The 25235-nt window shown below is 29.6% G+C and carries 22 protein-coding genes; 17 read left to right on the top strand and 5 right to left on the bottom strand.

The annotated features are described in order from the left end of the window. The first annotated feature begins 2 nt into the window (after positions 1–2). The 9 genes from Q0684_RS09180 (at position 3) to moaC (ending at position 7162) form a co-directional block, all read left to right on the top strand. Entirely contained in the window at positions 3–725 is a 723-nt protein-coding gene (locus Q0684_RS09180) for a response regulator (protein WP_299015657.1), read from the top strand. A gap of 227 nt (positions 726–952) precedes the next feature. Next, on the top strand, positions 953–2212 hold the full coding sequence (locus Q0684_RS09175) for a glycosyltransferase N-terminal domain-containing protein (protein WP_299015654.1): 1260 nt from the start codon (positions 953–955) through the stop codon (positions 2210–2212). A gap of 74 nt (positions 2213–2286) precedes the next feature. Continuing rightward, positions 2287–2841, top strand: coding sequence for a YeeE/YedE thiosulfate transporter family protein (locus Q0684_RS09170; protein WP_299015651.1), 555 nt, complete (start codon positions 2287–2289; stop codon positions 2839–2841). A gap of 149 nt (positions 2842–2990) precedes the next feature. Further along, on the top strand, positions 2991–3404 hold the full coding sequence (locus Q0684_RS09165) for a YeeE/YedE thiosulfate transporter family protein (RefSeq protein ID WP_299015648.1): 414 nt from the start codon (positions 2991–2993) through the stop codon (positions 3402–3404). After that, positions 3405–4397, top strand: coding sequence for a GTP 3',8-cyclase MoaA (gene moaA, locus Q0684_RS09160; protein ID WP_299015645.1), 993 nt, complete (start codon positions 3405–3407; stop codon positions 4395–4397). It begins immediately after the preceding gene. 80 nt (positions 4398–4477) lie between these two features. Next, positions 4478–5014, top strand: coding sequence for a GRAM domain-containing protein (locus Q0684_RS09155; RefSeq protein ID WP_299015643.1), 537 nt, complete (start codon positions 4478–4480; stop codon positions 5012–5014). Beyond that, entirely contained in the window at positions 5011–6255 is a 1245-nt protein-coding gene (locus tag Q0684_RS09150) for a molybdopterin molybdotransferase MoeA (RefSeq protein ID WP_299015640.1), read from the top strand. Before Q0684_RS09155 ends, Q0684_RS09150 begins: the two co-directional genes overlap by 4 nt. A 48-nt stretch (positions 6256–6303) precedes the next feature. After that, positions 6304–6660: a four helix bundle protein gene (locus Q0684_RS09145; RefSeq protein ID WP_299015638.1), complete on the top strand. Its 357-nt coding sequence runs from the start codon at positions 6304–6306 to the stop codon at positions 6658–6660. 25 nt (positions 6661–6685) lie between these two features. Then, the gene (moaC, locus tag Q0684_RS09140; RefSeq protein WP_299015636.1) at positions 6686–7162 is read left to right on the top strand and encodes a cyclic pyranopterin monophosphate synthase MoaC; all 477 of its coding nucleotides are present in this window, start codon (positions 6686–6688) and stop codon (positions 7160–7162) included. A 76-nt stretch (positions 7163–7238) separates the two neighbouring features. Here moaC and Q0684_RS09135 read toward each other — a convergent pair whose 3' ends face one another. Next, a complete protein-coding gene (locus tag Q0684_RS09135; RefSeq protein ID WP_299015633.1) occupies positions 7239–8114 on the bottom strand; it encodes a DMT family transporter in 876 nt (291 codons plus the stop codon). Positions 8115–8205: 91 nt separating this feature from the next. On the opposite strand from Q0684_RS09135, the gene Q0684_RS09130 reads away from it, so the two are divergent. After that, complete coding sequence (locus Q0684_RS09130) at positions 8206–8691, top strand: heavy metal-associated domain-containing protein (protein ID WP_299015630.1); 486 nt, start codon at positions 8206–8208, stop codon at positions 8689–8691. Between the two features lie 73 nt (positions 8692–8764). On the opposite strand, the gene Q0684_RS09125 is transcribed toward Q0684_RS09130, so the two are convergent. Together Q0684_RS09125 and Q0684_RS09120 are read right to left on the bottom strand one after the other, a co-directional pair. Then, entirely contained in the window at positions 8765–9940 is a 1176-nt protein-coding gene (locus tag Q0684_RS09125) for a hypothetical protein (protein ID WP_299015627.1), read from the bottom strand. A 112-nt stretch (positions 9941–10052) separates the two neighbouring features. Then, entirely contained in the window at positions 10053–12782 is a 2730-nt protein-coding gene (locus Q0684_RS09120; protein WP_299015625.1) for a TonB-dependent receptor, read from the bottom strand. A gap of 260 nt (positions 12783–13042) precedes the next feature. Between Q0684_RS09120 and Q0684_RS09115 the strand changes: the two genes are divergently transcribed. Continuing rightward, on the top strand, positions 13043–15316 hold the full coding sequence (locus Q0684_RS09115; protein WP_299015622.1) for an inorganic phosphate transporter: 2274 nt from the start codon (positions 13043–13045) through the stop codon (positions 15314–15316). 112 nt (positions 15317–15428) lie between these two features. On the opposite strand, the gene Q0684_RS09110 is transcribed toward Q0684_RS09115, so the two are convergent. Both Q0684_RS09110 and uvrC read right to left on the bottom strand, forming a co-directional pair. Next, on the bottom strand, positions 15429–17633 hold the full coding sequence (locus tag Q0684_RS09110) for a patatin-like phospholipase family protein (RefSeq protein WP_299015619.1): 2205 nt from the start codon (positions 17631–17633) through the stop codon (positions 15429–15431). A gap of 8 nt (positions 17634–17641) precedes the next feature. Next, positions 17642–19441 (bottom strand): excinuclease ABC subunit UvrC, encoded by a 1800-nt coding sequence (gene uvrC, locus Q0684_RS09105; RefSeq protein ID WP_299015617.1) that lies wholly within the window; start codon positions 19439–19441, stop codon positions 17642–17644. Between the two features lie 166 nt (positions 19442–19607). On the opposite strand from uvrC, the gene Q0684_RS09100 reads away from it, so the two are divergent. The 6 genes from Q0684_RS09100 (at position 19608) to Q0684_RS09075 (ending at position 25216) form a co-directional block, all read left to right on the top strand. After that, positions 19608–20006 (top strand): hypothetical protein, encoded by a 399-nt coding sequence (locus Q0684_RS09100; protein ID WP_299015614.1) that lies wholly within the window; start codon positions 19608–19610, stop codon positions 20004–20006. A 138-nt stretch (positions 20007–20144) separates the two neighbouring features. Continuing rightward, complete coding sequence (locus Q0684_RS09095; protein ID WP_299015611.1) at positions 20145–20660, top strand: hypothetical protein; 516 nt, start codon at positions 20145–20147, stop codon at positions 20658–20660. Positions 20661–20776: 116 nt separating this feature from the next. Continuing rightward, positions 20777–21613, top strand: coding sequence for a sensor histidine kinase (locus Q0684_RS09090; RefSeq protein WP_299015608.1), 837 nt, complete (start codon positions 20777–20779; stop codon positions 21611–21613). Continuing rightward, the gene (locus tag Q0684_RS09085; RefSeq protein WP_299015605.1) at positions 21582–22262 is read left to right on the top strand and encodes a response regulator transcription factor; all 681 of its coding nucleotides are present in this window, start codon (positions 21582–21584) and stop codon (positions 22260–22262) included. The genes Q0684_RS09090 and Q0684_RS09085 overlap by 32 nt, the downstream gene beginning before the upstream one ends. 148 nt (positions 22263–22410) lie before the next feature. After that, complete coding sequence (locus Q0684_RS09080) at positions 22411–23070, top strand: tail fiber protein (protein WP_299015603.1); 660 nt, start codon at positions 22411–22413, stop codon at positions 23068–23070. 73 nt (positions 23071–23143) lie between these two features. After that, positions 23144–25216, top strand: a complete 2073-nt coding sequence (locus Q0684_RS09075) for a T9SS type A sorting domain-containing protein (RefSeq protein ID WP_299015602.1) — start codon at positions 23144–23146, stop codon at positions 25214–25216. Positions 25217–25235: the final 19 nt, after the last annotated feature.

Here is a 25235-nt window from a genome sequence, read left to right as displayed (position 1 = left end):
AAATGGGTAAAGTAAAAATATTAGTTGTAGAAGATGAGCTAATTATTGCAGATAATATTTGTGATACCTTAATCGATTTAGGGTACAATGCCTTAGAACCTGCCATAAATTATACTGAAGCAATTGCAACCATAGAAAAAGAAAAACCAGATATTGCTATTTTAGATATTCAATTATCGGGTAAAAAAACAGGTATAGATATTGCAAAAAAAATAATAGAATCATATAATTTCCCTTTTATTTTTCTTACTTCAAATTCAGACCAATTTACCTTAAACCAAGCAAAAGAAGTAAGGCCACCTGCTTATTTAATAAAACCTTTCTCTAAAGAAGAATTGTATACCTCTATTGAAATAGCACTGCATAACTTTTCTAAAAAAATAGGAGAAGTAAATACGCAAAATCTTATAATAAAAGACGCACTTTTTGTGAAAGATAAAGGGTGTTATACGAAAATACAATTTACTAATATTCTGTATTTAAAAAGTGCACACGTTTACATTGAAATAATGCTAAGAAATAAACAAAAAATTGTTGTAAGAACTAGCTTAAACGAAATTCTAAATAAATTAAATACTTATTTTGTTCGAATTCATAGAAGTTATATAATAAACACTAAATATTTAAATCAGCTATCACAAACATCATTGCAAATAGCTGATGTAGAAATACCAATTGGTAAAAAGTATAAAGAAAATGTTTTAAACAAAATTAATGTAATATAATTGTATTTTAAGAACATTATGTTGTTGTTTAGAACATTTTATACGATTTTATTGCTTTATTAAACTACCTTTGTTATTGAATTGGTAAGTTTTAGTTTTCTTTTCGGGGGAATATGAAGTATTAAAACAACCAAATCTTTACAATAATAAAGCTACCTTAATTGGTAGCTTTTTTATTTTTAAATATTTCCTAAAACTTGCAGTGTACTTTTGTACTTTTGCTACAGATGATTTACGCTTACAGTTTTACAGTTTTCTTGGCCTCTATTTGCCTACCTATTTTAGCAAAATTTAATAAAAAACTTAACTTATTTGTTAAAGGAAGGAACGAGTCCTTTGGTAAAATTTCTAAATTAAAAAACCATAAAATTATTTGGTTTCATGCAGCATCTCTAGGTGAATTTGAGCAGGCAAGACCCATAATAGAAGAGTTAAAAGTAACCTATTCCAATTATAAAATTTTAGTCACTTTTTTTTCTCCTTCTGGTTACAACATTAGAAAAGATTACAAATTAGCAGATGTGGTTTGTTATTTGCCATTAGATTCTAAAAAAAACGCCAAAAAATTTATTGCAAACCTAAACCTTAAAATGGCAATTTTTATAAAGTATGAATTTTGGCCGAACTTGTTAAATGAGTTAAATAAAAAAGAGATCCCAACAATTTTAGTTTCCGGTATTTTAAGAGAAAATCAATTATTTTTTAAATGGTATGGTGGTTTTATGAAAGAGTCTTTAAAAGCTTTTAATCACTTTTTTGTACAAGACCAAAACTCTAAAGAATTATTAAAAACCATCAACTTTAAAAATGTAACGGTTGCTGGAGATACTCGTTTTGATAGGGTTAGTAAAGTTTTAGAACAAGATAATTCTTTAGATTTTATAAACGAATTTAAAGATACTAAATACACCATTGTTGCAGGAAGCACTTGGCAAGAAGATGAAGAATTGTTAGTGAATTACATTAATAACAACGCTTCAGAAAACGAAAAATTTATAATTGCACCACACAATATTAAAACCGATGCAATTTTAGAACTGCAAAAATCAATCAATACAAAAACAGTTTTATACTCAAATGTTCTTAAGAATGATTTGTCATTTCAAGCGCAGCCAAGAAATCTAAAACAATATCAAGTTTTTATTATTGATAATATTGGTATTTTAACCAAAATATATGCAGCTGCAGATGTTGCTTATGTTGGTGGTGGTTTAAAAACAGGGTTACATAATATTTTAGAACCCGCTACTTTTGGAATTCCTATAGTTATTGGAAATAAATTCGATAAGTTTAAGGAAGCAGTAGATTTGGTAAAAATAGGAGGTTGTCTTTCTGTAAAAAATCAAGAAAAATTTAACAGCACCTTTATTCATTTAAAAGAAGATAATAGTTTTAGAAACTTAACAGGTGTCATCAATAAAAAATATATTGAAGACAATTTAGGAGCAACAAAAGAAATTATGAATTATTTAAAAACGATTTTATAGAAATAATTATCTTTTAGACTGAGCTTGTCGAAGTCAATAAAAGTTATAAAGAAAACTAATTAATATTACAAATTATGGATTTTATACTACAACCTTGGCCCTGGTTTATTGGTGGCCCATTAATAGCACTATCACTGTTTTTATATTTTTATTTTGGACAAAATTTTGGTGCATCTACCAATTTTGAAACGCTATGTACCATGGCTGGTGCAGGAAAAGTTTCTGATTATTTTAAAAAAGATTGGAAACAAAGAGATTTTGCATTGCTATTTGTTATTGGTTTAATTATTGGGGGGTTTATTTCGTCTACGTATTTAATTCCAGATGCTAATGTAAATTTAAATCCAACTACAGTAAAAGAACTTACAGAGTTGGGTTTTTCTAATGTAGCAAATCAATATTTTCCTGATGAAATTTTTGGTAAAAATGCATTTGCTTTAAAAGGATTTTTAATTTTATTAATATCAGGTATTTTAGTTGGTTTTGGAACACGCTATGCAGGTGGTTGCACTTCTGGCCATGCAATTACAGGATTAAGTAGTTTGCAACTACCCTCTTTATTGGCTGTAATAGGCTTTTTTATTGGTGGTATTATTGCGACTTGGTTTATTATTCCGATGTTATTTTAAACATAAATCTTGCCAAATTTTAAAAACCCTGCAATTATCACAGAATTAAAAAAAATGTCTTCGACAAGCTCAGACTAACAAACGTTATATCAATCGAACATCAGAATGTCACACTGAGCTTGCCGAAGTGAAAACATAAAAATATAGAAATGAAAAACATCAAATTTTTAATACTAGGTATCTTTTTTGCAATCGTTTTAAGTAAATCGCAAGCCATTTCTTGGTACCGTTTTTACGAAATGTTTAAATTCCAGTCTTTTCATATGTATGGCATTATTGGAGGTGCAGTTGTCATTTCAGCAATAATTATGCAATTATTTAAAAGCGGAAAAATAAAGGATATTAATGGAAACAAAATTATACCAAAACCAAAGAAAAAAGGATATATAAGCACTATTTTTGGTGGAACATTATTTGGTTTAGGTTGGGGAATTTCTGGTGCATGTGCAGCACCCATTTTTGTAATTTTAGGCTTTGAATTAATTCCTGCCTTAATTTTACTTTTTGGTGCTTTGTTAGGTGCTTTTTTGTACGGCTTAATCAGTAAAAAATTACCAAATTAAATGAGTAATCTAGTAGACAGTTTTGGAAGACAAATAGAATATGTGCGATTGGCAGTTACAGATCGTTGTAATTTGCGATGCCAATATTGTATGCCTGCTCATGGTATAGCTATTGTGCCAAGACAAGAACTACTCACATTTAAAGAAATGTATCGTTTAATTCGTGTTCTTACAGAATTAGGCGTAAAAAAAGTACGCTTAACAGGTGGTGAGCCTTTTGTACGAAAAGATTTTGTGGGTTTCTTAGAAATGCTGTCTTATAACGATTTGTTAGATGCCATTAACATTACTACAAATGGCGCTTTAATTTCGCATCATATAGAAAAAATAGAATCGCTCAAAAAAGTTAAAAACATCAACTTAAGTATCGATAGTTTAAATCGAGAAAAATTTGCGAAAATTACAAGAAGAGATGTTTTTCCTGAAGTGCACAAAACCTTTCAACTTTTAGAAAAAAGTAGTTTAAATTTAAAACTAAATGTAGTGGTGCAATCTGGTTTTAATACAGATGAAATTGTTGATTTTGTAAAATTAACCAAAGACAAAAACGTAGCTGTTCGTTTTATAGAAGAAATGCCTTTTAACGGAAAAGGACAAAGAGCTATGCAAGAAAACTGGACGTTAAAAAAGATTTTAAGCGAAATTAAAACAGCGTTTGATGTTACTGCAATGCAATCAGAAAAATCATCCACTTCTAGAAATTATAAGATAGATAATCATTTAGGAACTGTGGGTATTATTCCTGCATTTACAAGAACTATTTGTAACGATTGCAATAGAATTAGAATAACCTCTACAGGAACTTTTAAAAACTGTTTGTTTGATGATGGTGTTTTTAATCTAAGAGATTTTATAAGAAATGGCGCTTCTAATGACGATTTAAAAGAGCTTTTTTTAAGTTTGATAAAAGAAAAACCAGAAAATGGTTTTATTGCAGAAGCCAATAGAAAAGATGGTGGTGCATCTGAAAGTATGAGTACAATTGGAGGGTAAAAAGGTTTAATTGTGTAACTGTTTAATTGTTTACAATTACACGATTCAACAAATAAACAATTACACATTAAAAAAATAACATGAAAAAAGATTTTGAAATAAAAATGAATTGGAAACAAATAACCTTGTTAGGCATTTCCATAACCTTTTTATATGGTTTAATATTATATCTTTTAAATACAAGTCAAAGTCTTGATGCAATCATAAAACAATCTTTAATTTATGGTGTTGCTATGACACTTTTTTTTATTTTCTTGTTTCCTTGGATGATGAAAAAGTTGGTTGGAAAAAGAATAAATACTATTCAACCAGAGTTATTAGAAAACGAAATGGTTAACGATGAAATTTTTGCAAATTTATTTAAAGGTATAGAAGGTGTTGGAGGTAAAATATTTTTAACCAATGAAAGATTGATATTTAAAAGCCATTCTTTAAATATTCAAAAAGGACAAACCAATATAAAATATTCAGATATCCTTTCTGTCAGCAAAAAGAAAACAGCAAAACTATTTAATAATGGAATCAAATTAATTACTAAAAAGGGAACAACATATAAATTTGTTGTAAATGATAGAGATACTGAATTAGAAAAAATTCAGCAAAAGATAAATTTATGATTTCTGTAAACGAAGCAAAAAATAGCATCTTAAATTCAGTACAAGATTTTGGTGTGGAAGAAATTCCGTTTTTAAAATCTGTAGGTAGAATATTAAAAGAAGAAATTAAGGCAGATAGAGATTTTCCGCCATTTAATAGAGTTGCAATGGATGGTATTGCAATCAATTATTCCTTTTTTAAAAACGGACAAAGAAATTTTAAAATAGAAGGAATACAAGCAGCAGGAAGTACACAACTATCAATGCAAAATAAGGAAAATTGTATTGAAGTAATGACAGGCGCAGTGTTACCAAAGAACACAGATACTGTAATTCGTTACGAAGATGTTGTGATAGAAAACGGAATTGCAACAATTACTGTTGATGCAATAAAAGAGAAGCAAAATGTACATCCAAAAGGAAAAGATGGCAAGGTTAACGATATTTTAATTGCGGAAAATAAAATAATTTCTGCAGCAGAAATTGGTGTTTTAGCAACCGTTGGTAAAGCAACAGTAAAAGTAGCAAAACTACCAAAAGTAATGATTGTTTCTACAGGTGATGAATTGGTTGGTGTAGCAGAAATTCCTTTAGCGCATCAAATTAGAAGAAGCAATGTTTTTACCTTGGTTTCTTTGTTAGAAAGATTACAAATTCCATCTGAAACTGCACATATTACAGATGATAAACCTGTTTTAAAATCTAAAATAAAAAACTATTTACAAGAATATGATGTTTTACTTTTTAGTGGTGCAGTTAGCAAAGGAAAATTTGATTTTTTACCGGAAGTTTTTGAAGAACTTGGTGTAGAAAAACTGTTTCATAAAGTGGCACAAAGACCAGGAAAACCTTTTTGGTTTGGAAGCGCAGCTTCTTTTTGTATGCGTGAGCAAAATGTTTATCAGAATGGAAAGGGTAATATAAAAAAGAATACAATTGTGTTCGGTTTTCCAGGAAACCCAATCTCTACCTTTGTAAATTGTTTGGCCTATTTTTATCCTTGGTATTATAAATCTGTTGGATTACAAATTAAAGAAGAAACTGCAATTTTAAATGCAGATGTTACTTTTAAACCGAATTTAACCTATTTTTTACAAGTAAAATTAAGTGACAGATTTGGCCATTTAATAGCCACACCAATTACAGGAAATGGTTCTGGAGATTTAGCAAGTTTGGTAAATGCAGATGCTTTTATTGAGTTACCAAGTGATAAAACTGAGTTTAAAAAAGGAGAAGTTTTTAATATAATTAGCTATCGCTAATTATAGTTTTAAATGTTTAGTTTTGAGTGTTAAGTTTTAAAAATAGTTATGAAAGAAAGTATCGTTCAAAAAAAGAGCTTTGAATTTTCATTAAAAATCATTTCTCTTTATAAAAAATTGCAAATAGAAAAAGAATTTGTAATTTCAAATCAAATTTTAAGAAGTGGAACTTCAATAGGAGCAAATATTGAAGAAGCTTTAGCAGGACAAAGTAAGAGAGATTTTATCGCAAAAATGTCTATTTCATCTAAAGAAGCTAGAGAAACTAAATATTGGTTACGTTTATTAAAAGAAAGTGAGATAACAAATCTAGACGTAGATTCTTTAATTTTAGACATTCACGAATTAATTAGAATTTTAACTTCAATAGTTAAAACGTCTCAAAGTAATTTAACTAAAAACTAAACATTTAAAACTAAAAATTATTTAAATGACTTTTACACATTTAAATTCTAAAGGAAACCCAAAAATGGTAAACGTTTCTGATAAGAAAATTACCAAAAGAACTGCCATTGCAAAAGCCACTATGTTTCTTGGCAAAGAGGTAATTTCTAACTTTTCTAATGAGGAGTTACAGACTAAAAAAGGACCCGTTTTTCAAACAGCAATTATTGCTGGTATACAAGGTGTAAAAAAGACCTCTGATTTAATTCCTATGTGTCATCCATTATTAATAAATGGTGTAGATATTGACATAAACATCACAGACCAAGAAAACATAGAAGTATTTTGTAAAGTAACCATTACTGGTAAAACTGGTGTAGAAATGGAAGCCTTAACAGGTGCAAATATTGCTTGTTTAACCATTTATGATATGTGCAAAAGCATTAGTCAGAAAATGATAATTAAAGAAGTAAAGTTGTTAGAAAAAACTGGTGGAAAATCTGACATAAAACAATCTTTCTAATCATATATTAAGGCCTATAAATTTATAGCTCTAAAAATACATTTATTTTAAAATTGAAAGTTTAAAATAAAAAGAATTATTTCTTTTTATTGACTAAATAAACACCTAATAAAATTATAAAACCACCTATAATTTGTAGCAGACTTAATTCTTCGCCATCTAAAAAACCCCAAAAAATTGCTACTAAAGGAATTAAATAAGTCACTGAAGACGAAAAAACAGGGTCTGAAATATGCACCAATTTGTTATAAATAACCTTTGCCATTCCTGTACCAACAATAGATAATATTACTAAATATCCTAAAGATTCCATTACAACAGCATCTTTAAAACTAAAGGTTTTAAAAAAATCTGTAAAACATAACACTATAAATGCAGGAACTATAAGTACTAAAAAATTACCAGTTACAATAGATAGCGCATTTAAATCACTCAAATATTTTTTTACCACATTTGCGTTTAACGCGTAACCCATAGAGGCTATAATTATTAATAAGGCATACCAATAATTTTGATCTGGATTTAAAACAGCACCTTGTAATATTAAGATTAGTGTACCAACAAGCCCAATTAAAATACCAAACAATTGTTTCTTTTTAAATGCAAAACCAAATAAAAAAGACCCAAAAATTAAAGTATTAAATGGCGTTAAAGAATTTAATATAGAAACCACAGCACTGTCTATATTTGTAATGGCAAATGCAAATAAAAACCCTGGTATAAAGGTGGCAGCAAAAGAGGTAAATACAATATACTTGTAATGCTTCTTTTTAATTTTTTTAAGCGATGGAAATGCGAAAGTTAACAGAAAAATAGCGGTAAATAGCATGCGTATTGCACCCAATTGTATAGGTGTAACTCCTAAAAGAGCCTTTTTCATTAGAATAAAAGAGCTACCCCAAACTAAAGAAAGTAATAGCAAATAAAGCCATTTTTTTTGCTGATTATTCATGTATACTTATTTTAAAAATGCAAAAGTGCCACTTTTATTAAAATATACGCCTGATTATTAATAAATTTGTAACATAATTTAATCAGTAAATATGATGACGACAAAAAATATATTTTTCGCAATAGCGATAGCTCTTTTTACACTAACTAGCTGTAAAGAAACTAAAGATGTTAAAAAAGAAAAAATAGCTTTGGCTATTTCTGGTATGACTTGTGAGATTGGTTGTGCAAAAACCATACAATCTAAACTATCTAAAAAAGAGGGTGTAATAGACGCAAAAGTTGTTTTTACAGATAGTATTGCCAATATAGAGTATGATGCCAACACAACCTCTAAAAAAGACTTAATTGCTTTTGTAGGTGGTATTGCTGGTGGAGATTTATACAAAGCATCAGAAACAACAGCTAAAATTAATATTTCTAAAAAAATGGCACATACTTGTGCTGACAATTGCAGTGAAAACTGCGAAATGAAAATGGCAGACAAAGCGAAATGCTGTGTAAAAGACGCAGACGGAAAAATGAGTTGTTTAGCAGATTGTAAAATGGCTTGTTGTGCAGATAAAACAACAAAGTAATCTCTTTACTTTTATTCCATAAAAAAAGCAGGCTTATCGCCTGCTTTTTTATTTATAGTACTAAAATATTGTTTTAGAAAGAATACCCTGTCCAAGCAAAAACTGAATTATCTGCTCCTCCAGAAGTACCTGCAGAAGTAGAAATTGTTGCGCCACCAGTTGTTGTATTTTTATTATCGTTAATATCTAAACCATTATCTGTGTTACCAATTGCTGTAATATTGGTATTATCATTTGCATCTGTTTTACCATCTTGCAAATCTATAAAGTCTGAATATGAAGCTCCTGCACCTAAAGCTACGTAAGCATTAGTAATAGTTGCTGTAGCACCTCTTCTTACCTTAATAGCATCTGCCATATTAACTGCATTACCATTGTTTATAATAGTTAAACCATTAACTGTAAAATTAGATTGTGCAATATCTGTTGGTGTATTACCATCTAAATTACCATCTGCCTCAATACCTCTTGGGTCTGATGTTACTGCTGTAAAATTAGCCTCTCTTATACCATATAAGTTAGTACAAGTACCTGTGTAACCTTGGCTAAAATCAAACATATCATCTCTTGGGTTTACCACTAAAATGTTAGTTGCGTTTACTGTACCTCCAAAAAACTCTATAGCATCATCATCTCCGTTTAAAATAGCTATGTTAGAAAGCGTAGTTCCAGTACCTACTCCATTTAAAGTTAAACCATTGTGTTCTGCCTCATCATCAATTCTTGCACCTGTATACTCTAATTTTACGTAGTTTAAAATACCAGAATTGTCATCTGCTGCATCTCCACCAAAGAAAATTGCATTTTGTACTTCTGTAGCTGCATTACTAGCTGCCGATGCTTGTCTACTTAAAGGAGCTTTACCATTTATTATAATACCACCCCAGTCTCCTGCTGCTGGTATAGATGCATTAGAAGTAAATAAAATTGGATTTGCTGCTGTACCATCTGCAATAATTTTACCGCCTTTTTCTATTAAAATGTAAACATCTGTACCACCTGCTAAAGCATTAATTCTAGCGCCAGCTTCTATGGTTAATGTAGCACCATCTTTTACTAAAAGTGCGCCCGTTAAATTATGAGCAACTGAAGCTGATAAAGTTAAATCTTCTGTTAAGTTACCTGCTAAATTTGCAGGGGTTACAACACCACCTATAGGTGCACTTGAATTTTCATCATCATTATCTAAAGAACAACTAGTCATTAATAATGCAGAAACTGCTAACATTGATAAAATTACTTTTTTCATTTTTTGTTTTTATTAGTTTTATTGTTTTTTTTAACTCTTACAAAGTTGCAATACTATTGTGTTTTTTATGTTTCCTATTTTTTAAAGAATTGTTACTAAATCTTAGGGTTTTCTAAAAATCGTAAGAGAATCCTAAACTTAAATTAACACCTCTTTTATAATTACTTAACACTACATTGTTACCACTTGTAGAACTATCTCTACTTAACTGAAAACTAGGGTTTAGTAAGTTTGTTCCTTTTAACTTAATACTATATTTCTTGCTTAATCTTAAAGAAGTAACCAAATCTAAAGTTGGTATTCCTTTTTCTATAATATTCTCAAAACCTCTGGTACCAATAGAATACACTCTATCAGAAAAATAATTGAATACTACAGATGAAGTTAATTCGCTGTTTTCAAATTTTTGATTAAACGTTATATCTGCATTCATTAAAAAAGGCGTAGCTCCTTCTAGTTGACTAGTAGCTTGCTGAAACTGTGCAATAGAATTTGGATCTAAATTTACTTCAGAAAGTAAAAAAGACATATTTAAACCGGCATTTAACGTAAACTCGCTTTCTGCAGTTTCATCACTCTTTAAAATATTTTTACGCGCTTCTAACTCTACACCATAAAGAGAAGCATCATCACCCACATTTAAATAAGTTAATGTATTACCACCAGAAGGAATTTCACTTCTTGCAATTGGGTTTTGAATGTATTTGTAAAATCCGGTTACGGTTACTAACTCACCAGAAGAAAAATAGTACTCATATTTTGCATCAAAATTATAATTGTCTGATGGATCTAAATCTGGATTACCTTGTGAAGAAAAGTTTACATCTTGATATTTAAATGGTGCTATTTCTTTAAACTGTGGAAAAGTATAAGTTTGACTTGCTGCAAAACGAACAATACTATTGTCATTAAAATTATACTTAATGTTTAAACTTGGTAATACATAACTTCTATCTATTTCAGATGGGCCATCTATTCTACTAGATGCAATGTTAGTATCGTAAGTTACTCTTTGGTGATTTCTTTCAAATTTTAAACCTCCAGAAACAATTAAATTTTCATTAAATTCATATACAATATTACTATAAACACCAGAAATTAATCTTTTAGCTCTATATGTAAAAGGATCAAAAACACGAACATTTCTACCTCTACCTGTTTCCATTACAAAAACTCCATTATCTATAGACTCTTGATTAAAAACAGCATCAGGATTATTAATATCTATTGGTGTTAACCCTAAAAAACCGTGGTTAAATATAGTAGCTGCAAATAAACGCTCTGTATATCTATAGTCTGCACCAAAATCTATAGTAGATTTATCGTCTTCGTCTTCTTTTAATTTATAGCTTAAATTTACTTTTGCTGCATAATCATTTTCTTGTAATTTAGAGTAAAAACGCTCATTTGTACCCGCAGAACTTGGATCTGGACTATAAATACCATCTCTTAAAATATAGTTATTTGTTCTTCTATCTGGCTCATTACCTCTTACAAAATTGGCAGCACCTTTTGCTTGTAAATCTAAACGGTCTGAAATTTTGTAATTTGCTAAAAGCTGATTTACATACAATTCGTTATTATTGGTTTGCTGTCTTCTTAAAAAAGCCAAATCTTCTACTCCATTTACATCATTCTCTGGGTTATCTCTACCAAAATAATCTCCAATAGACTGTCTATTATTATGTATAAATAAGTGATTGTATTCTACAGAAAAATCTTCTGCCTTAAACTTTACATTACCCATTAATAATTGAGAAACGTTAAATTCATATTTAGAAAAATCTTGATCTCTAAAAGGTAAAACACTACCATCTGTAGTATTTTGTTTAATGTTACCCTCTATAAAATTATATTTAGCATCATAATTACCTACTAAAAAATAGCTTAAAGAATTGTCTTCACCAACATCATATTTTCTACCATATTTAAAAGAAAAACTGTTATCTAATTGAAAATTTTGAGAGTTTGGCAGAAACGAATTCTGAAAAGAATACACGTTTAAATCTGTTACTGTATTATTTAGTCTTTGTGTACCAAATCTGTTTGTACCATCTATAGTTAAAAATTCGCTATTAATAGTTTGTGAGTTTGCACCCAAACCAATACCTAAACTTGCCTCTCTTCTTTTAGTAACTTCTTTAGAAACAATATCTATATTAGCGCCACCAACATCTCCACTTAAATCTGCAGAAAACACTTTATTAACACCAATGTTTTTAATAATACTTGTATCAAAAAAGTCTAAAGAAATATTTTTATATTCTGGGTCTTCTGCTGGTAATGGTAAACCATTCATAGTAGTAGAATTGTATCTATCTCCCAAACCTCTTACAATTACATTTTTAGAGCCTTTAGATACACCTGCTGTTTTAGCAACTGCTCCTTTTGCATCAGAAACACCTTTTTCTGCTAACTCTTGTGCACCAATAGTAGTTTTAATAGAAACTGCTTTTTTTTGTTCTAAAACTAGAGCACTTGTTTTTTCTTTACTTGTTGTAGATCTTACTACAACCTCATCTAAGCCTACACCTTCTTCTGCTGCCATTAATTGATTTACTGTAATGGTTTCTCCAGCAACAATTGTAATAGTTTTTTCTACTGTTTTATATCCTAAAAAACTAAACTGTACTATTTTTACTCCTGCTGGCACTTGCAAAACGTAATTACCATCAAAATCTGTTGTGGTACCAATAGTTGTTCCCTTTATTACAACATTTGCAAACGGTAAAGGCTCATTATTAGTTTCTTTATCTGTTAATAATCCTTTTAACGTACCCTTACTTTGCGCTGTTAAAACTTGTGTTAATGCTACTAAAGCAATAAATAAAATTTTCTTCATTATTCTGTTTTATTTTACTGATGCAAAAGTCTGCTAGTTTTGTAAAGTCTGTGTTAGTTATAAATTATGGTTTAGTTATAAGGCTGTTAAGAGAATGTTAACAGAGCTGTTTTTATGTTAATTTAATATTTCTTTAGTTGTTTAGAGTTCAAAATAAATTAACTATTTTCGAACTTTTTAAACTGAATTTCATAACAATAAGATAACGTTTGCATTTAAAGGTCTTTTTAACTTTGTCTTTCTAAATTTTTTGAATAAAAATGGGTGATATATATATTTTAATGCTAGTTGCATTAGCTGTTTTAGCAGTTATAGATCTTGTGGTTGGCGTTAGTAATGATGCTGTTAACTTCTTAAATTCTGCTATAGGTTCTAAAGCAATTTCAGTTAAAAAAATAATGATTATTGCAAGTGTTGGTGTCTTTTTTGGTGCAGTAACCTCAAGTGGAATGATGGAAGTTGCCAGAAAAGGTATCTTTAATCCCAACATGTTTGTCTTTCAAGATGTAATGTACATTTTTATGGCAGTAATGATTACAGACATTTTACTTTTAGATGTTTTTAACTCTTTAGGAATGCCTACTTCTACCACAGTTTCTATTGTTTTTGAACTTTTAGGTGCTGCAGTTGTAATTGCTTTAATTAAAATTACAAGCAACAATGCAGAAGATATTTCTGCCATTTGGAAATATATTAACTATGACACAGCAACAGATATTGTACTTGGTATTTTACTTTCTGTTATTGTGGCTTTTTCTGTAGGTGCTATTGTACAGTATTTTTCTAGACTAATCTATTCTTTTAATTTTGAAAGTAGACCAACTTATATTAATGCCTTATTTGGTGGTTTTGCTATTACAGCAATTACCTATTTTATAATTATTAAAGGGTTAAAAGGAACCGAATTTTATGCTAGTGTAAAAGGTGTTTTAGAAGGAAATACCATAGCAATTATTGCCGTTAGTTTTATAATATGGACTGCTTTATCTGGCCTTTTAATTAAATTTTTTAAACTAAATATTTTAGTTTTAATAATTGGTGTTGGTACGTTTTCTTTGGCCATGGCTTTCGCTGGTAACGATTTGGTAAATTTTATTGGTGTACCTATTGCAGCCTTAAATTCTTATGAAGCTTGGAACGCATCTGGCTTAGATGCTACTCAGTTTTCTATGGGTGTTTTAGCAGAAAAAGTACCTTCTAATATTTGGCTTTTATTATTGGCTGGTGCAATTATGGTAATTACTTTATGGACCTCTTCTAAAGCACAAAACGTAATAAAAACAGGTATAGACTTGTCTAGACAAGGAGAAGGTCATGAAAAATTTCAAGCCAATAATCTTTCTAGAATTACGGTGCGTTTTGCCATGTTATTAAACCAAGGAATAAATACTATTATACCTCTTAAAACGCAAAGCTTTATAAATTCTAAATTTGAAAAACCTGTATTAAAACTACCTAAAGATAAAACTTACGAAATACCAGCTTTTGACTTGGTTAGAGCTTCTGTAAACTTAATTATGGCTAGTGTTTTAATTTCTATTGCCACTTCTATGAAGTTACCCTTATCTACAACTTATGTTACATTTATGGTGGCAATGGGTACATCTTTGGCAGATAGAGCTTGGGGACGTGAAAGTGCCGTGTATAGAGTTGCAGGTGTGTTAAATGTAATTGGTGGTTGGTTTAGTACTGCAATAATTGCTTTTGTGGCAGCTGGTATTGTTGTACTTCTAATTAGCTTTAAACCTGCATTTATTGTACCAGTTTTATTGTTATTAACAGGTATATTACTTTATAGAAACTATAAAGCGCATAAAGTAAAAGCTACAGAAATAGAAGACGAAGACAGTTTAAGTGAAGCAGAAAGTAGCTCTGTGCAAGGCGTTATTTATGAAAGTGCAAAAAATATTACAAAAGTAGTAAAACGTACAAACAGAATTTATACAAACGCTATTACTGGCCTAGCAAAACAAGATGTAGCCATACTTAAAAAGAGTAAAAACCAAGTAGTTAAATTATCTGATGAAATAGATGAACTTAGAAACAATATTACTTATTTTATTAAAAATCTAGATGCGTCTAGCTTAGAGGCAAGTGGTTTTTACATTAATATTTTAGGGCACTTACAAGACATGTCTCAATCTTTAGAGTACATTTCTAAAATAAGCTACAAACACATTAACAACAATCATAAGAAATTAAAAATAGGGCAAATAAAAGAGCTAAAAGAAATTGATAATAAATTAGAAATTATTTTTAGTGATATTGAAAATGCCTTTAAAACAGGTTCTTTTGAACAGATTGGAGAAATTTTAAAAGAGAAGAAATCGGTTTATATTTTGTTGAATCAAAAAATTGAGAAACAAATTGAAAGAACACGTTCTGAAGAGTCTAGCCCTAAAAACACAACCTTACATTTTGGTGTACTTTTAGAAACAAAAGATTTATTTGATGCTACTATGAATCTTTTAGAAGAATACCACAACTCTTTTGATGGTTCTATAGAGCCTGCTACTATTAGTACAGAAATTTAAAAAGCTTCAAAGTAATACAAAATAGTTGTATAATGGTGTTGCCTTTGGTAATTTTTAGGTTTTCTCATAAAACAAGAGCTCAAAATTACTTTTAAACCGCCTTTTTTATGCGTTAAAACCAATACCCAAGGTTAAATAAAAACATGCCAGAATCTTTATTATCTGGAGACCAACTGTATTTTAATTCTATAGGTCCAATAAAAGAATTGTAACTATAACCCACAGCATAACCCGATTTTATATTGTCAAATAAATTAAAATCTTTAAATACATTATTATTTACCCTTGCATAATTTGCAATAAAAGAAAGGTAATGTCTTGGTACAAATTTATAGCGTACATCAAACTCAGATTTTATAAAAGAATTGTCTGCTAACGCAGCAAATTCATAACCATAAAAAGAAACAAAATTGTTAATGTAGTTTTGATTATTACCACCTAAATAAAAATCATATACATTAGAGGGAACATCTTCTAGAGAAAAACCAGCAGCATTAGTATTTTGAAGGGTTAGGTTTTCTAGAATTGGTATTGCAAAACCAAATGTACCTTTTGCTTGCTGATAGTTTCTAAAATTATTCGCAAAATCTGAAGATGCCATATACCACTTAAGCTCTAAATCTAAATAAAAACCTTTGGTAGCAAAATAGCGTTTATTATAGGTATCTAATTTTAAAAATGCAGCAGCATTAAAATAAGTACTATTATCAGAAATATTTAGATCATTTTCTGGTGTAATGTTCTCTGTAATTGCCCTTATTCTTTGAAGTTCTGTTTTTATACCTACTGCAAAACGTCTATTAAACGTTGTTTGCACAATAAACTGATTGGTAAAATCGCTATAATTTAAACTTAAACTATTAATATCTGGCAAACTTGCATCGCTAAAAGGTACTTGCGATCTAAAATGATTGTATCTAGATCTAAAGCCATAACTAAAATAAAAACCGTTGTCTACAAAATAATTAAAATCATAACGCAAATTATCACCCAAAACAGCATTTAAAGACAATACATCATTTTTATTAAGTAATCTTTTATGATTGTAATTTACCAATAAACCAGACTTGTACAAAAAATCATAATGCACACCTAATTTTAAATTAGACCTTTCATTAGATTCTACCAGATTAAAATTTAGTGTACTATTGCCATTTGTGTTTGGTACTATATTATAATTTATGTTGCTATAATTTCTTGTAGCCGAAAGCAAATAAATTTTTTCGGTAAGCTCTTGTTTAGATAAACTATCGCCTTCAATAATATTTAGCTTTCCAAGTGTGTATGCCCTTGTGTAGTTTTTTAGACCAGTTATATTAATAGCAGAAATTAGTACTTTATCAGTATCAAAATCTATTTTTTTTCTAGTACTTTTTACTTTTTGGTTTTTTGCAATTTCTTTAAATACCTCCTTATATTCCTTCGCTTTTTCAAAACCTTTTTGCATGATTTCATCTTTCTTATCAAAATCTGAAGCAGCATATTTATAAATATCTGGATGTATATAAACGTCTAATTTTTTTCGTTCTTGTTCCGTTTTATTATACATTTTATAGCTAACTACTTGATTTAAAATAGCTACTAAAGAATTTATATTTTCTTTTTCATATAACTTACCTTCTACATCTACACCTATAATAACATCTATACCCTTATCTTTCATTACAGAAACCGGAAAATTATTTGAAACCCCACCATCAATTAACAATTTATTATCTATTTCTACAGGATTTAAAATGGAAGGTATAGAAGCACTAGCTCTTAACGCCATTGGCAAAGAACCTTTTTCTAAAACTATTTGTGCTCCATTTTCTATATCTGTGGCCATACAAAAAAACGGAGTTTGCAATTTAGAAAAATCTACCATATTGTCATTAGATCCAACAAGTTCTAACAATAAATTTAAGACACGCTGTCCTTTAGAAATTCCTTTAGGCAAGCCAATATTACCTTTATTTATAGGTAAAGTAACTATGGTATTTTCGCCATATTCTTTCTCAAAAAAGGTATTAGAGCTTCTAGGTAGCACATCTCGCATAAGCCTAGAAAAATCTGTAGTTGTAATAATTTGCTCTATTTGTTCTGCGTTATAGCCATAAGCATACAAGCCACCTACAACTGCGCCCATACTTGTACCACCAATATAATCTAACCTTAAGCCGGCTTTGTCTATTTCTTTTAAAATACCTACATGAGCAAAACCTTTTGCCCCACCACCACTTAATACCAAACCAACTTTAGGTTGTTTTTGTGCATATAAAAGCGTACCCTTAATCAGTAAAAAAAAAAGTATAATACGTTTTATAAAACTGCTCATTTTGGGGTTTATTTTGTTTTTTGGGAATGATAAAAGCCATAAACTTTCATAGCTCTAGCATGCCCAATTTCTTTTTTAAGCTCATCTAAAGTGGCTTCTTTTACCCTTTTTGCCGATTTAAATTTACGCAATAAAGTTGTAATGGTCTGTTTACCAACATCTGGTATTTGTTCTAGCTCACTTTGTATGGCAGATTTACTACGTTTATTTCTATGAAAAGTAATTCCAAAGCGGTGCGCTTCGTTTCTTAAATACTGAGTAATTTTTAAAGTTTCAGATTTTTTATCTAAATACAAAGGCACAGGATCTCCAGGATAATAAATTTCTTCTAAACGTTTGGCAATACCAATTATGGCAATTTTACCACGCAAACCTAAACGTTCTAAAGCTTTTAAGCCAGAAGACAATTGCCCTTTACCACCATCTACAATAATTAGCTGTGGCAAAGGTTGGTCTTCTGCCAACAAACGCTTGTAACGTCTGTAAACCACCTCTTCCATAGAACCAAAATCATCTGGCCCAACAACGGTTTTAATATTATAATGTCTGTAATCTTTTTTACTTGGCTTGCCATCTTTAAAAACCACACAAGCTGCCACTGGATTTGTACCTTGTATGTTAGAATTATCGAAACATTCTATATGACGTGGCTCTACAGACAAACGCAAATCTTTTTTCATTTGCGCCATAATACGCTTTACATGTCTATCTGGATCTACAATTTGTACTTGCTTTAATTGCTCTAATTTGTAAAACTTAGCGTTTCTTTCAGAGAGTTCTACAATACGTTTTTTATCACCTAACTTTGGTATAGTTACTTTAACAACATCACCCAAATCTACTTTAAAAGGCACATAAATTTCTGGCGCTAAAGAGTTGAAGCGCTGTCTAATTTCAACAATAAATAATTCTAGTAATTCTTTATCACTTTCATCTAACTTTTTCTTAATTTCTGTGGTGTGAGATTGTATAATACTTCCGTTAGAAATCTTTAAGAAATTAGCATACGCATGGGTTTCATCAGAAATAATAGAAAACACGTCTACATTATTAATAGACGGATTTACAATAGTACTTTTTGCTTGATAACTGTTTAAACGATCTAATTTTTCTTTAATCTTTTGTGCCTCTTCAAACTCCATCTTTGCAGCAAAAGCCAACATTATCTCGTTAAATTTAGCCAAACTCTCTTTAAAATTTCCTTTAATAATATTTCTAATCTCTTTTATAGCGTTGTTATAATTGGCTTCCGTTTGTAAATTCTCACAAGGCCCTTTGCAATTTTTTAAATGATATTCTAAGCATACTTTATACTTGCCTTCATTTACATTTTGCATACTTAAATCGTACTTGCACGTTCTTAGCGGGTACAATTCTTTTATAAGATCTAGCAACGTTCTTACCGTTCTTACAGAAGTGTATGGTCCATAATATTCTGAACCATCTTTAATAACTCTACGTGTTAAAAATATTCTAGGAAAACGTTCTTTTTTAATACACAACCAAGGGTAAGTTTTATCGTCTTTTAATAAAACATTATAACGTGGTTTGTATTTTTTAATTAAGTTATTTTCTAGTAAAAGGGCGTCTGTTTCTGTATTTACAACAATGTGTTTTATGCGCACAATATTTTTAACCAAAACTCTAGTTTTGCCACTATCGTGATTTTTAGTGAAGTAAGAACTTACTCTTTTCTTTAAATTTTTGGCTTTACCTACATAAATAATTACGTCGTTTTTATCAAAATATTGATACACACCTGGCGTATTAGGTAAAGTTTGTAGTTGAAGTTCTAAAGATGCAGACATGCTACGAAATTACATTAATTAATAGAATTTTTAAAGTAAAAAAACTCATATAAATATTTTTGCCACACGTAAAAACACCTGTTTTTTGTTAAAGTTAAGGTAAAAGCATCTGGTTTAATTTCAAAATATATACTTTTAAAATCCAACTAAATTAAATATTAAAATTATGGCAACTATTAATGATGTACCAAAACCAAACAAAAGAAACACAATAAGCTTAGAAATTGCAAAAGACTGGACAACCAGATGGCGTGCAATGGAAAGTGATTATAATGCGCATAACGATTGTAGAGCATTTAACATACCATTAAAAGACTTAACAGAAGTGTTAGCAGAAGAAGGTGTAGCAAGTGTAAGGGGTTATATTGGTGTAGAAAAACAAATTATTGAAGGCGAAGATGTATTTATAGAAAAGCTAATTATTGTGGGTGTTGATGCCAATGGCAAAGACATGATTAAATCTAGTGATGGTGTTACTTTAGATGAAGATGGTGGTGGAGATATCTATGATTTTACAAATCCTTGTCCAGAGTATTGTGATGATGATAGTGTTTTAAATAGTTAAAAATTGGATAAATTTCTAATCTACAGCGGTTATTTTGTACTTTTTATAAACACTCTTTTATATTTTAAGAGCTATCGAAAAAACTCGATAGCTTTTAAAATACTATCTTGGTATTTACTAATATGCTTGCTTATACAAATGTATTCGAGCTACTTAAATAATTTAGGAGAAAATAACTTATATCTTTCTCACTATTATTTTATAGGTCAGTTTATTCTTTTAAGCATATTTTTTTCTAAGATACTTAATGGAAAAAAGCTAGTTGCTGCAATAAAAAAAATTCTTATTGCAATTATTATTTTATTAATTGGATATTACAGTTTTTACCCTAAAGATTATTTTAGATGGAATGTTTTTGAAATAGCCATTACATCAATTCCTTTATTAATTTATAGTTTTATTTTTTTTACTCAAAAAATAGACTTTAAAGCAAATAATTTGTTTATTTATTTTAATTCTGGTTTTTTTGTTTACCTATTATCTAGCACCTTACTATTTACTTTAGGAAATATTGGATTAGAAAATATAGAGATTAAACCTATTAAAATAATAGTCTGGAAAATAAATAGTTTTCTTTATTTATCTTATCAAATCTTGGTATTTGCAGAATGGTATAAAAACTTTAGAAAAGTAAAAGATGTCTCTTTTAAATAAACAAGTATAAGTACCTGTTTTTTATATTAGGTAATTTTTTTGCTGAATAAATAAGTACTTTTATTAAAAAAAGTATTTTCCTTAACTTCGTTATTTACAAAATAGCTTAAGCCCTAATGGAAAATTTGTTTACAAAAGAAAACCAAGTGATAACAATTGTACTTATAGGCGTTTTACTGCTACTTTTAATGGGACTTGCTTTGCTATTATTTTTCTTTTTATCTAGAAAAAAAATAATACAAAAAGAATTGCAAAAAAAAAATCTGGCAATCAATCATCAAAAAGAGATGATACAATCTATTATTGTAACACAAGAAAAAGAACGCAAACGTATTGCCCAAGATTTACATGATGATATTAGCGCAAAACTAAACGTAATAAATTTAAATGCAAACCTTTTAAAAGATGGCAATCTTAAACCAGAAGAATACACTTTAGTAAATGATGCTATTTTAAAAGCAACGGATAAAACATTAGAAAGCGCCAGAAAAATAGCTCACAATTTATTACCACCAATATTAGATAAGTTTGGCTTAAAAGAAGCCATAGAAGAATTGGCAGATAGTTTTAGCAATAGTAGAAAAATTGCAATAGATTATAATTTAGAATATCCAAAAGAGTTTTTATCCAAAGCTAAAGAATTACATCTTTTTAGAATTGTACAAGAGTTAATTAACAACTCTGTAAGGCATGGTAAAGCAAAAAATAGTGTTGTAAATATTGTTACAAAAAACAAAAATTTACTTTTTTCTTATACAGATAATGGTGTAGGGTTTGATATAGATGATACCAAACACCAAAAAGGTTTAGGAATGAAAAACATAGAAAGTAGAGCGGCTTTACTAAACGCTAATTTTTTGGTAGAAAGCCAAAAAAATACAGGCTTTGAAATTACATTAAATATTATAAACCCCCTAAAAAATGAACACAATAAATATTGCAATTGCAGATGATGAAGAATTGTTTAGAGCCGGAATTCGATTTTTATTAGAAAGAGAACCCAACTTTAACATTGTTTTTGAAGCAAAAAACGGGCAAGAACTTATTAACTTTATTGCCAACACAGAAGAGTTTCCAGATGTTATTTTAATGGATTTAAAAATGCCAGAAGTTAATGGTGTAGAAGCCACAAAAATAATACACAAAGCACAACCAGATATTAAAATTATAGCCTTAACTAGTTATGGAGGCAAATCTTTTATTACAAATATGATAGATGTTGGTGCCTCTTCTTATCTATTAAAAAACTCTAATCCTAAAACAGTAATACAAACTATTAAAGAGGTTTTTAATAAAGGTTTTTATTATGATGAAATTGTATTAAAAATTATTCACGAAAACATAATTTCTTCTAGCGGAAAACGCATAAAAAGCGATTTAGATAAGAAACTATTATCTAAAAGAGAAATAGATGTTTTAGAATTAATTTGCGCAGAACATACCACTGCAGAAATTGCAGAAAAACTATTTATAAGTCCAAGAACTGTAGAAGGTCATAGAAATAATTTACTCTTAAAAACACAATCTAAAAACGTGGCAGGTTTGGTTATTTATGGTATCCAAAAAAAACTCATAGAAATTACACCAGATTTTAATTTGTAAAACAACACTAAAATTTAAAATTAAAGACAAATAAAAAAACAGGTATAACTACCTGTTTTTTTATTTGTTACATAATCAGTACATTTAGAAATTCTACTTATTTAAGTATTCAATTTTAAAAACTAATTTCTTCTAAACTAAAACAAACATGAAAACACTATCTACTAAAATCGGATTTTTAATTTTATTCATATTCTTTTCAACAATAAAAATAAACGCACAAAGTGATCCTTTATTAGGAGAAGTAAAATTATTTGCAGGTAATTTTGCACCACGAGGATGGGCTTTATGCCAAGGACAGATATTACCTATTTCATCAAATGAAGCATTATTTTCTATTTTAGGAACTACATATGGAGGAGATGGTAGAACAACTTTTGCTTTACCAGATTTAAGAGGTAGAGTTGCTGTAGGTGTTGGTAATGGTCCTGGCTTACAAACAACAAATAGAATTGGTGATCGAGGAGGGGTAGACCGTCAAGTTCTTAATACTCTTAATCTCCCTCAACATAATCATGTTGCTACTACCACTATTACAAACTCTGCAAATGTAATAAGCACAGACAATGCTGTAAATACAACACCTGTAACTGGTGATGTACCTGCGGTTGCTAATTTTGGACCAGGGTTAAGTACTACTACAGTAAAATCTTACGGGCCAGCAACGAATACGGTTACAAGCCAAACTTCTAGCGCATCTACTCAAATAGGTTTCACAGGAAATAGTCAAGCTTTTGAAAACCGACCTCCTTTTTTAGTAATCAACTACATTATTGCTTTACAAGGTACTTTTCCTTCTAGAAATTAAAGTTTTCTAGTATCTACATTTAACCTTAAACAGTTAAAAACATAACGATACTAATAAAGTAAAATAACCTCATATGAAAAATAATTACAACATAGTTATATTAATAATTACAATTATTAGTATTACAAATAATTATGCGCAAACACCGGGCGCCATGGAATTTGGAAATTCTTTAGTTGTTTTAGCAAATACGGCAAACCCTAATGTAAACCAAAGTGCAAACAGCTTGTTAAATAACTTTAATGTTTCTGGAGTTTCGTCTGAAACCACAGCACCTATATTTTTAGCTTTGGCACCTAGTGGTAATGGTGCAGGTACTGAGGCAACTGCTTCTGAAGAAGAAGCTGTTTTAGGCTGGTTTGGTAATGGTAATGTTGCGGTATCTTCTGCTACCTTAGCTACAAATAACGGTGCAGAAACAAAAATTAATTCTCTTGATTTTGCATACCAAAGGGCTGTAGGAAATGAGACTTTAAATTTTACATTTACAGGTAAAAAAGATGGTATAGAAGTAGGTACTTTACAATTAAATATGCCTGCACATAACACATTATTAAGTATAGATTTATCTAATACAACTACAGGTACTTTTTCAGATATTGATGAAATAGTTATTACTCCTGAAAGTCCTATTTTTGGTGGCTTCACTATTGATAATTTAGAAATAGCAACAGCAACTACCGTTTCTTCTGCCTATACTTGGTCTGGCACCACAGATAATAATTGGCAAACAGCAAGTAACTGGATAGGTAATGCTGCACCTCCGATAAGCGCAAATGTAATTGTACCTAATAATGTAACAAATTACCCAACTATTTCTTCAGCAGTTACTGTAAACTCAATTGATATTGCTTCTGGCGCTAGTTTAATTGCAAATGCCTCTGTTACTGGAAATGTGACTTACAATAGAAACTTACCAACTACAAACTGGTATTTAGTAGCTACACCTGTTCTTGGAGAAACACAACAAGACATTATTGCGAACAATAGTTTTGCAACCGGTACTGGCAGTAATATTGGTATTGGTACTTTTTCTAATAACACAGGGCCATCTTGGATATATGCTACAAATTTATCTACAGGAAATGTTTTTCCAGGATTTGGCGTTTCTGTAAAATTAGACACCCCTGGTGATTTATCTATAACTGGTAATGCTGTTACAACCAACGTTACCATACCTGTCACAGTAGGTACAAGAAATTCTTTTAATCTCTTAGGGAATCCATATACCTCATATATTAATTCCGCAGTTTTAGCAGGCAATAATTCTGTAATAAGCAACAGTACATTTTGGTTATGGGATGGCTCACAATATGTAACTTACAATAATACAAATCCAGTTAATATAGCCCCAGCACAGGGGTTCTTTATAGAGGCTGGAAGTAGCAATGATGTTATATTCTCTACTGCTAATCAAAGTCATCAAAATACAGATACTTTCTTAAAGAGTACTACTAGTAATGCCTCTTTTGAGTTATTGGTAGAAAATAATTCAGTTAAAAGAGCTGCTAAAGTTTTTTATATAGAAGGCAAAACAACAGGTTTTGATAATGGGTATGATTCTAAAATGTTTGACGGTGTAGCGCAAGATTTTGGAATTTACACTGAGTTACTAGCAAACAATAAAGGTGAAAAATTAGCAATACAAACGTTACCTTCAGATAATTATAATAATTTGGTAATTCCTGTAGGTGTTATTGCAAATGCTGGTGAAGAAATTGTATTCTCTCTCAAAGAAAATAACATACCTAAAGGATTAAATATTTATTTAGAAGATAGGGTAACAAACACATTTGTAAAGTTCAACCAAAAAAATGCAAACTATAAAATAGTACTTTCTAAAAAAACGAATAATACAGGTCGTTTTTACATACATACCTTATCAAAAGCATTAAGTACTGCGTCAGAAATTGCAGACAATGTAAACATTTTTAAAGCAAATAATACCACTTTAAAAATTACAGGATTACAAAACGGTACTTCTTCTGTAATAATTTATAATGCTATTGGTAAACAGGTTTTAAGTACATCTTTTATAGCAAACGGCAATAACAGTATTTCTTTACCAAATTTAGCTGCTGGTGTATATATAGTAAAACTTCAAAATGAAAAAATAGCAGTTAACAAAAAAATAATAATTGAATAATAACAGTAATTTTAAAGAA

Origin of the sequence: uncultured Polaribacter sp. (assembly GCF_947503875.1) — a bacterium.
GTDB lineage: Bacteria > Bacteroidota > Bacteroidia > Flavobacteriales > Flavobacteriaceae > Polaribacter.
Note: the sequence above shows the minus strand (reverse complement) of the source record. Positions and strands in the feature narration are given on the sequence as shown.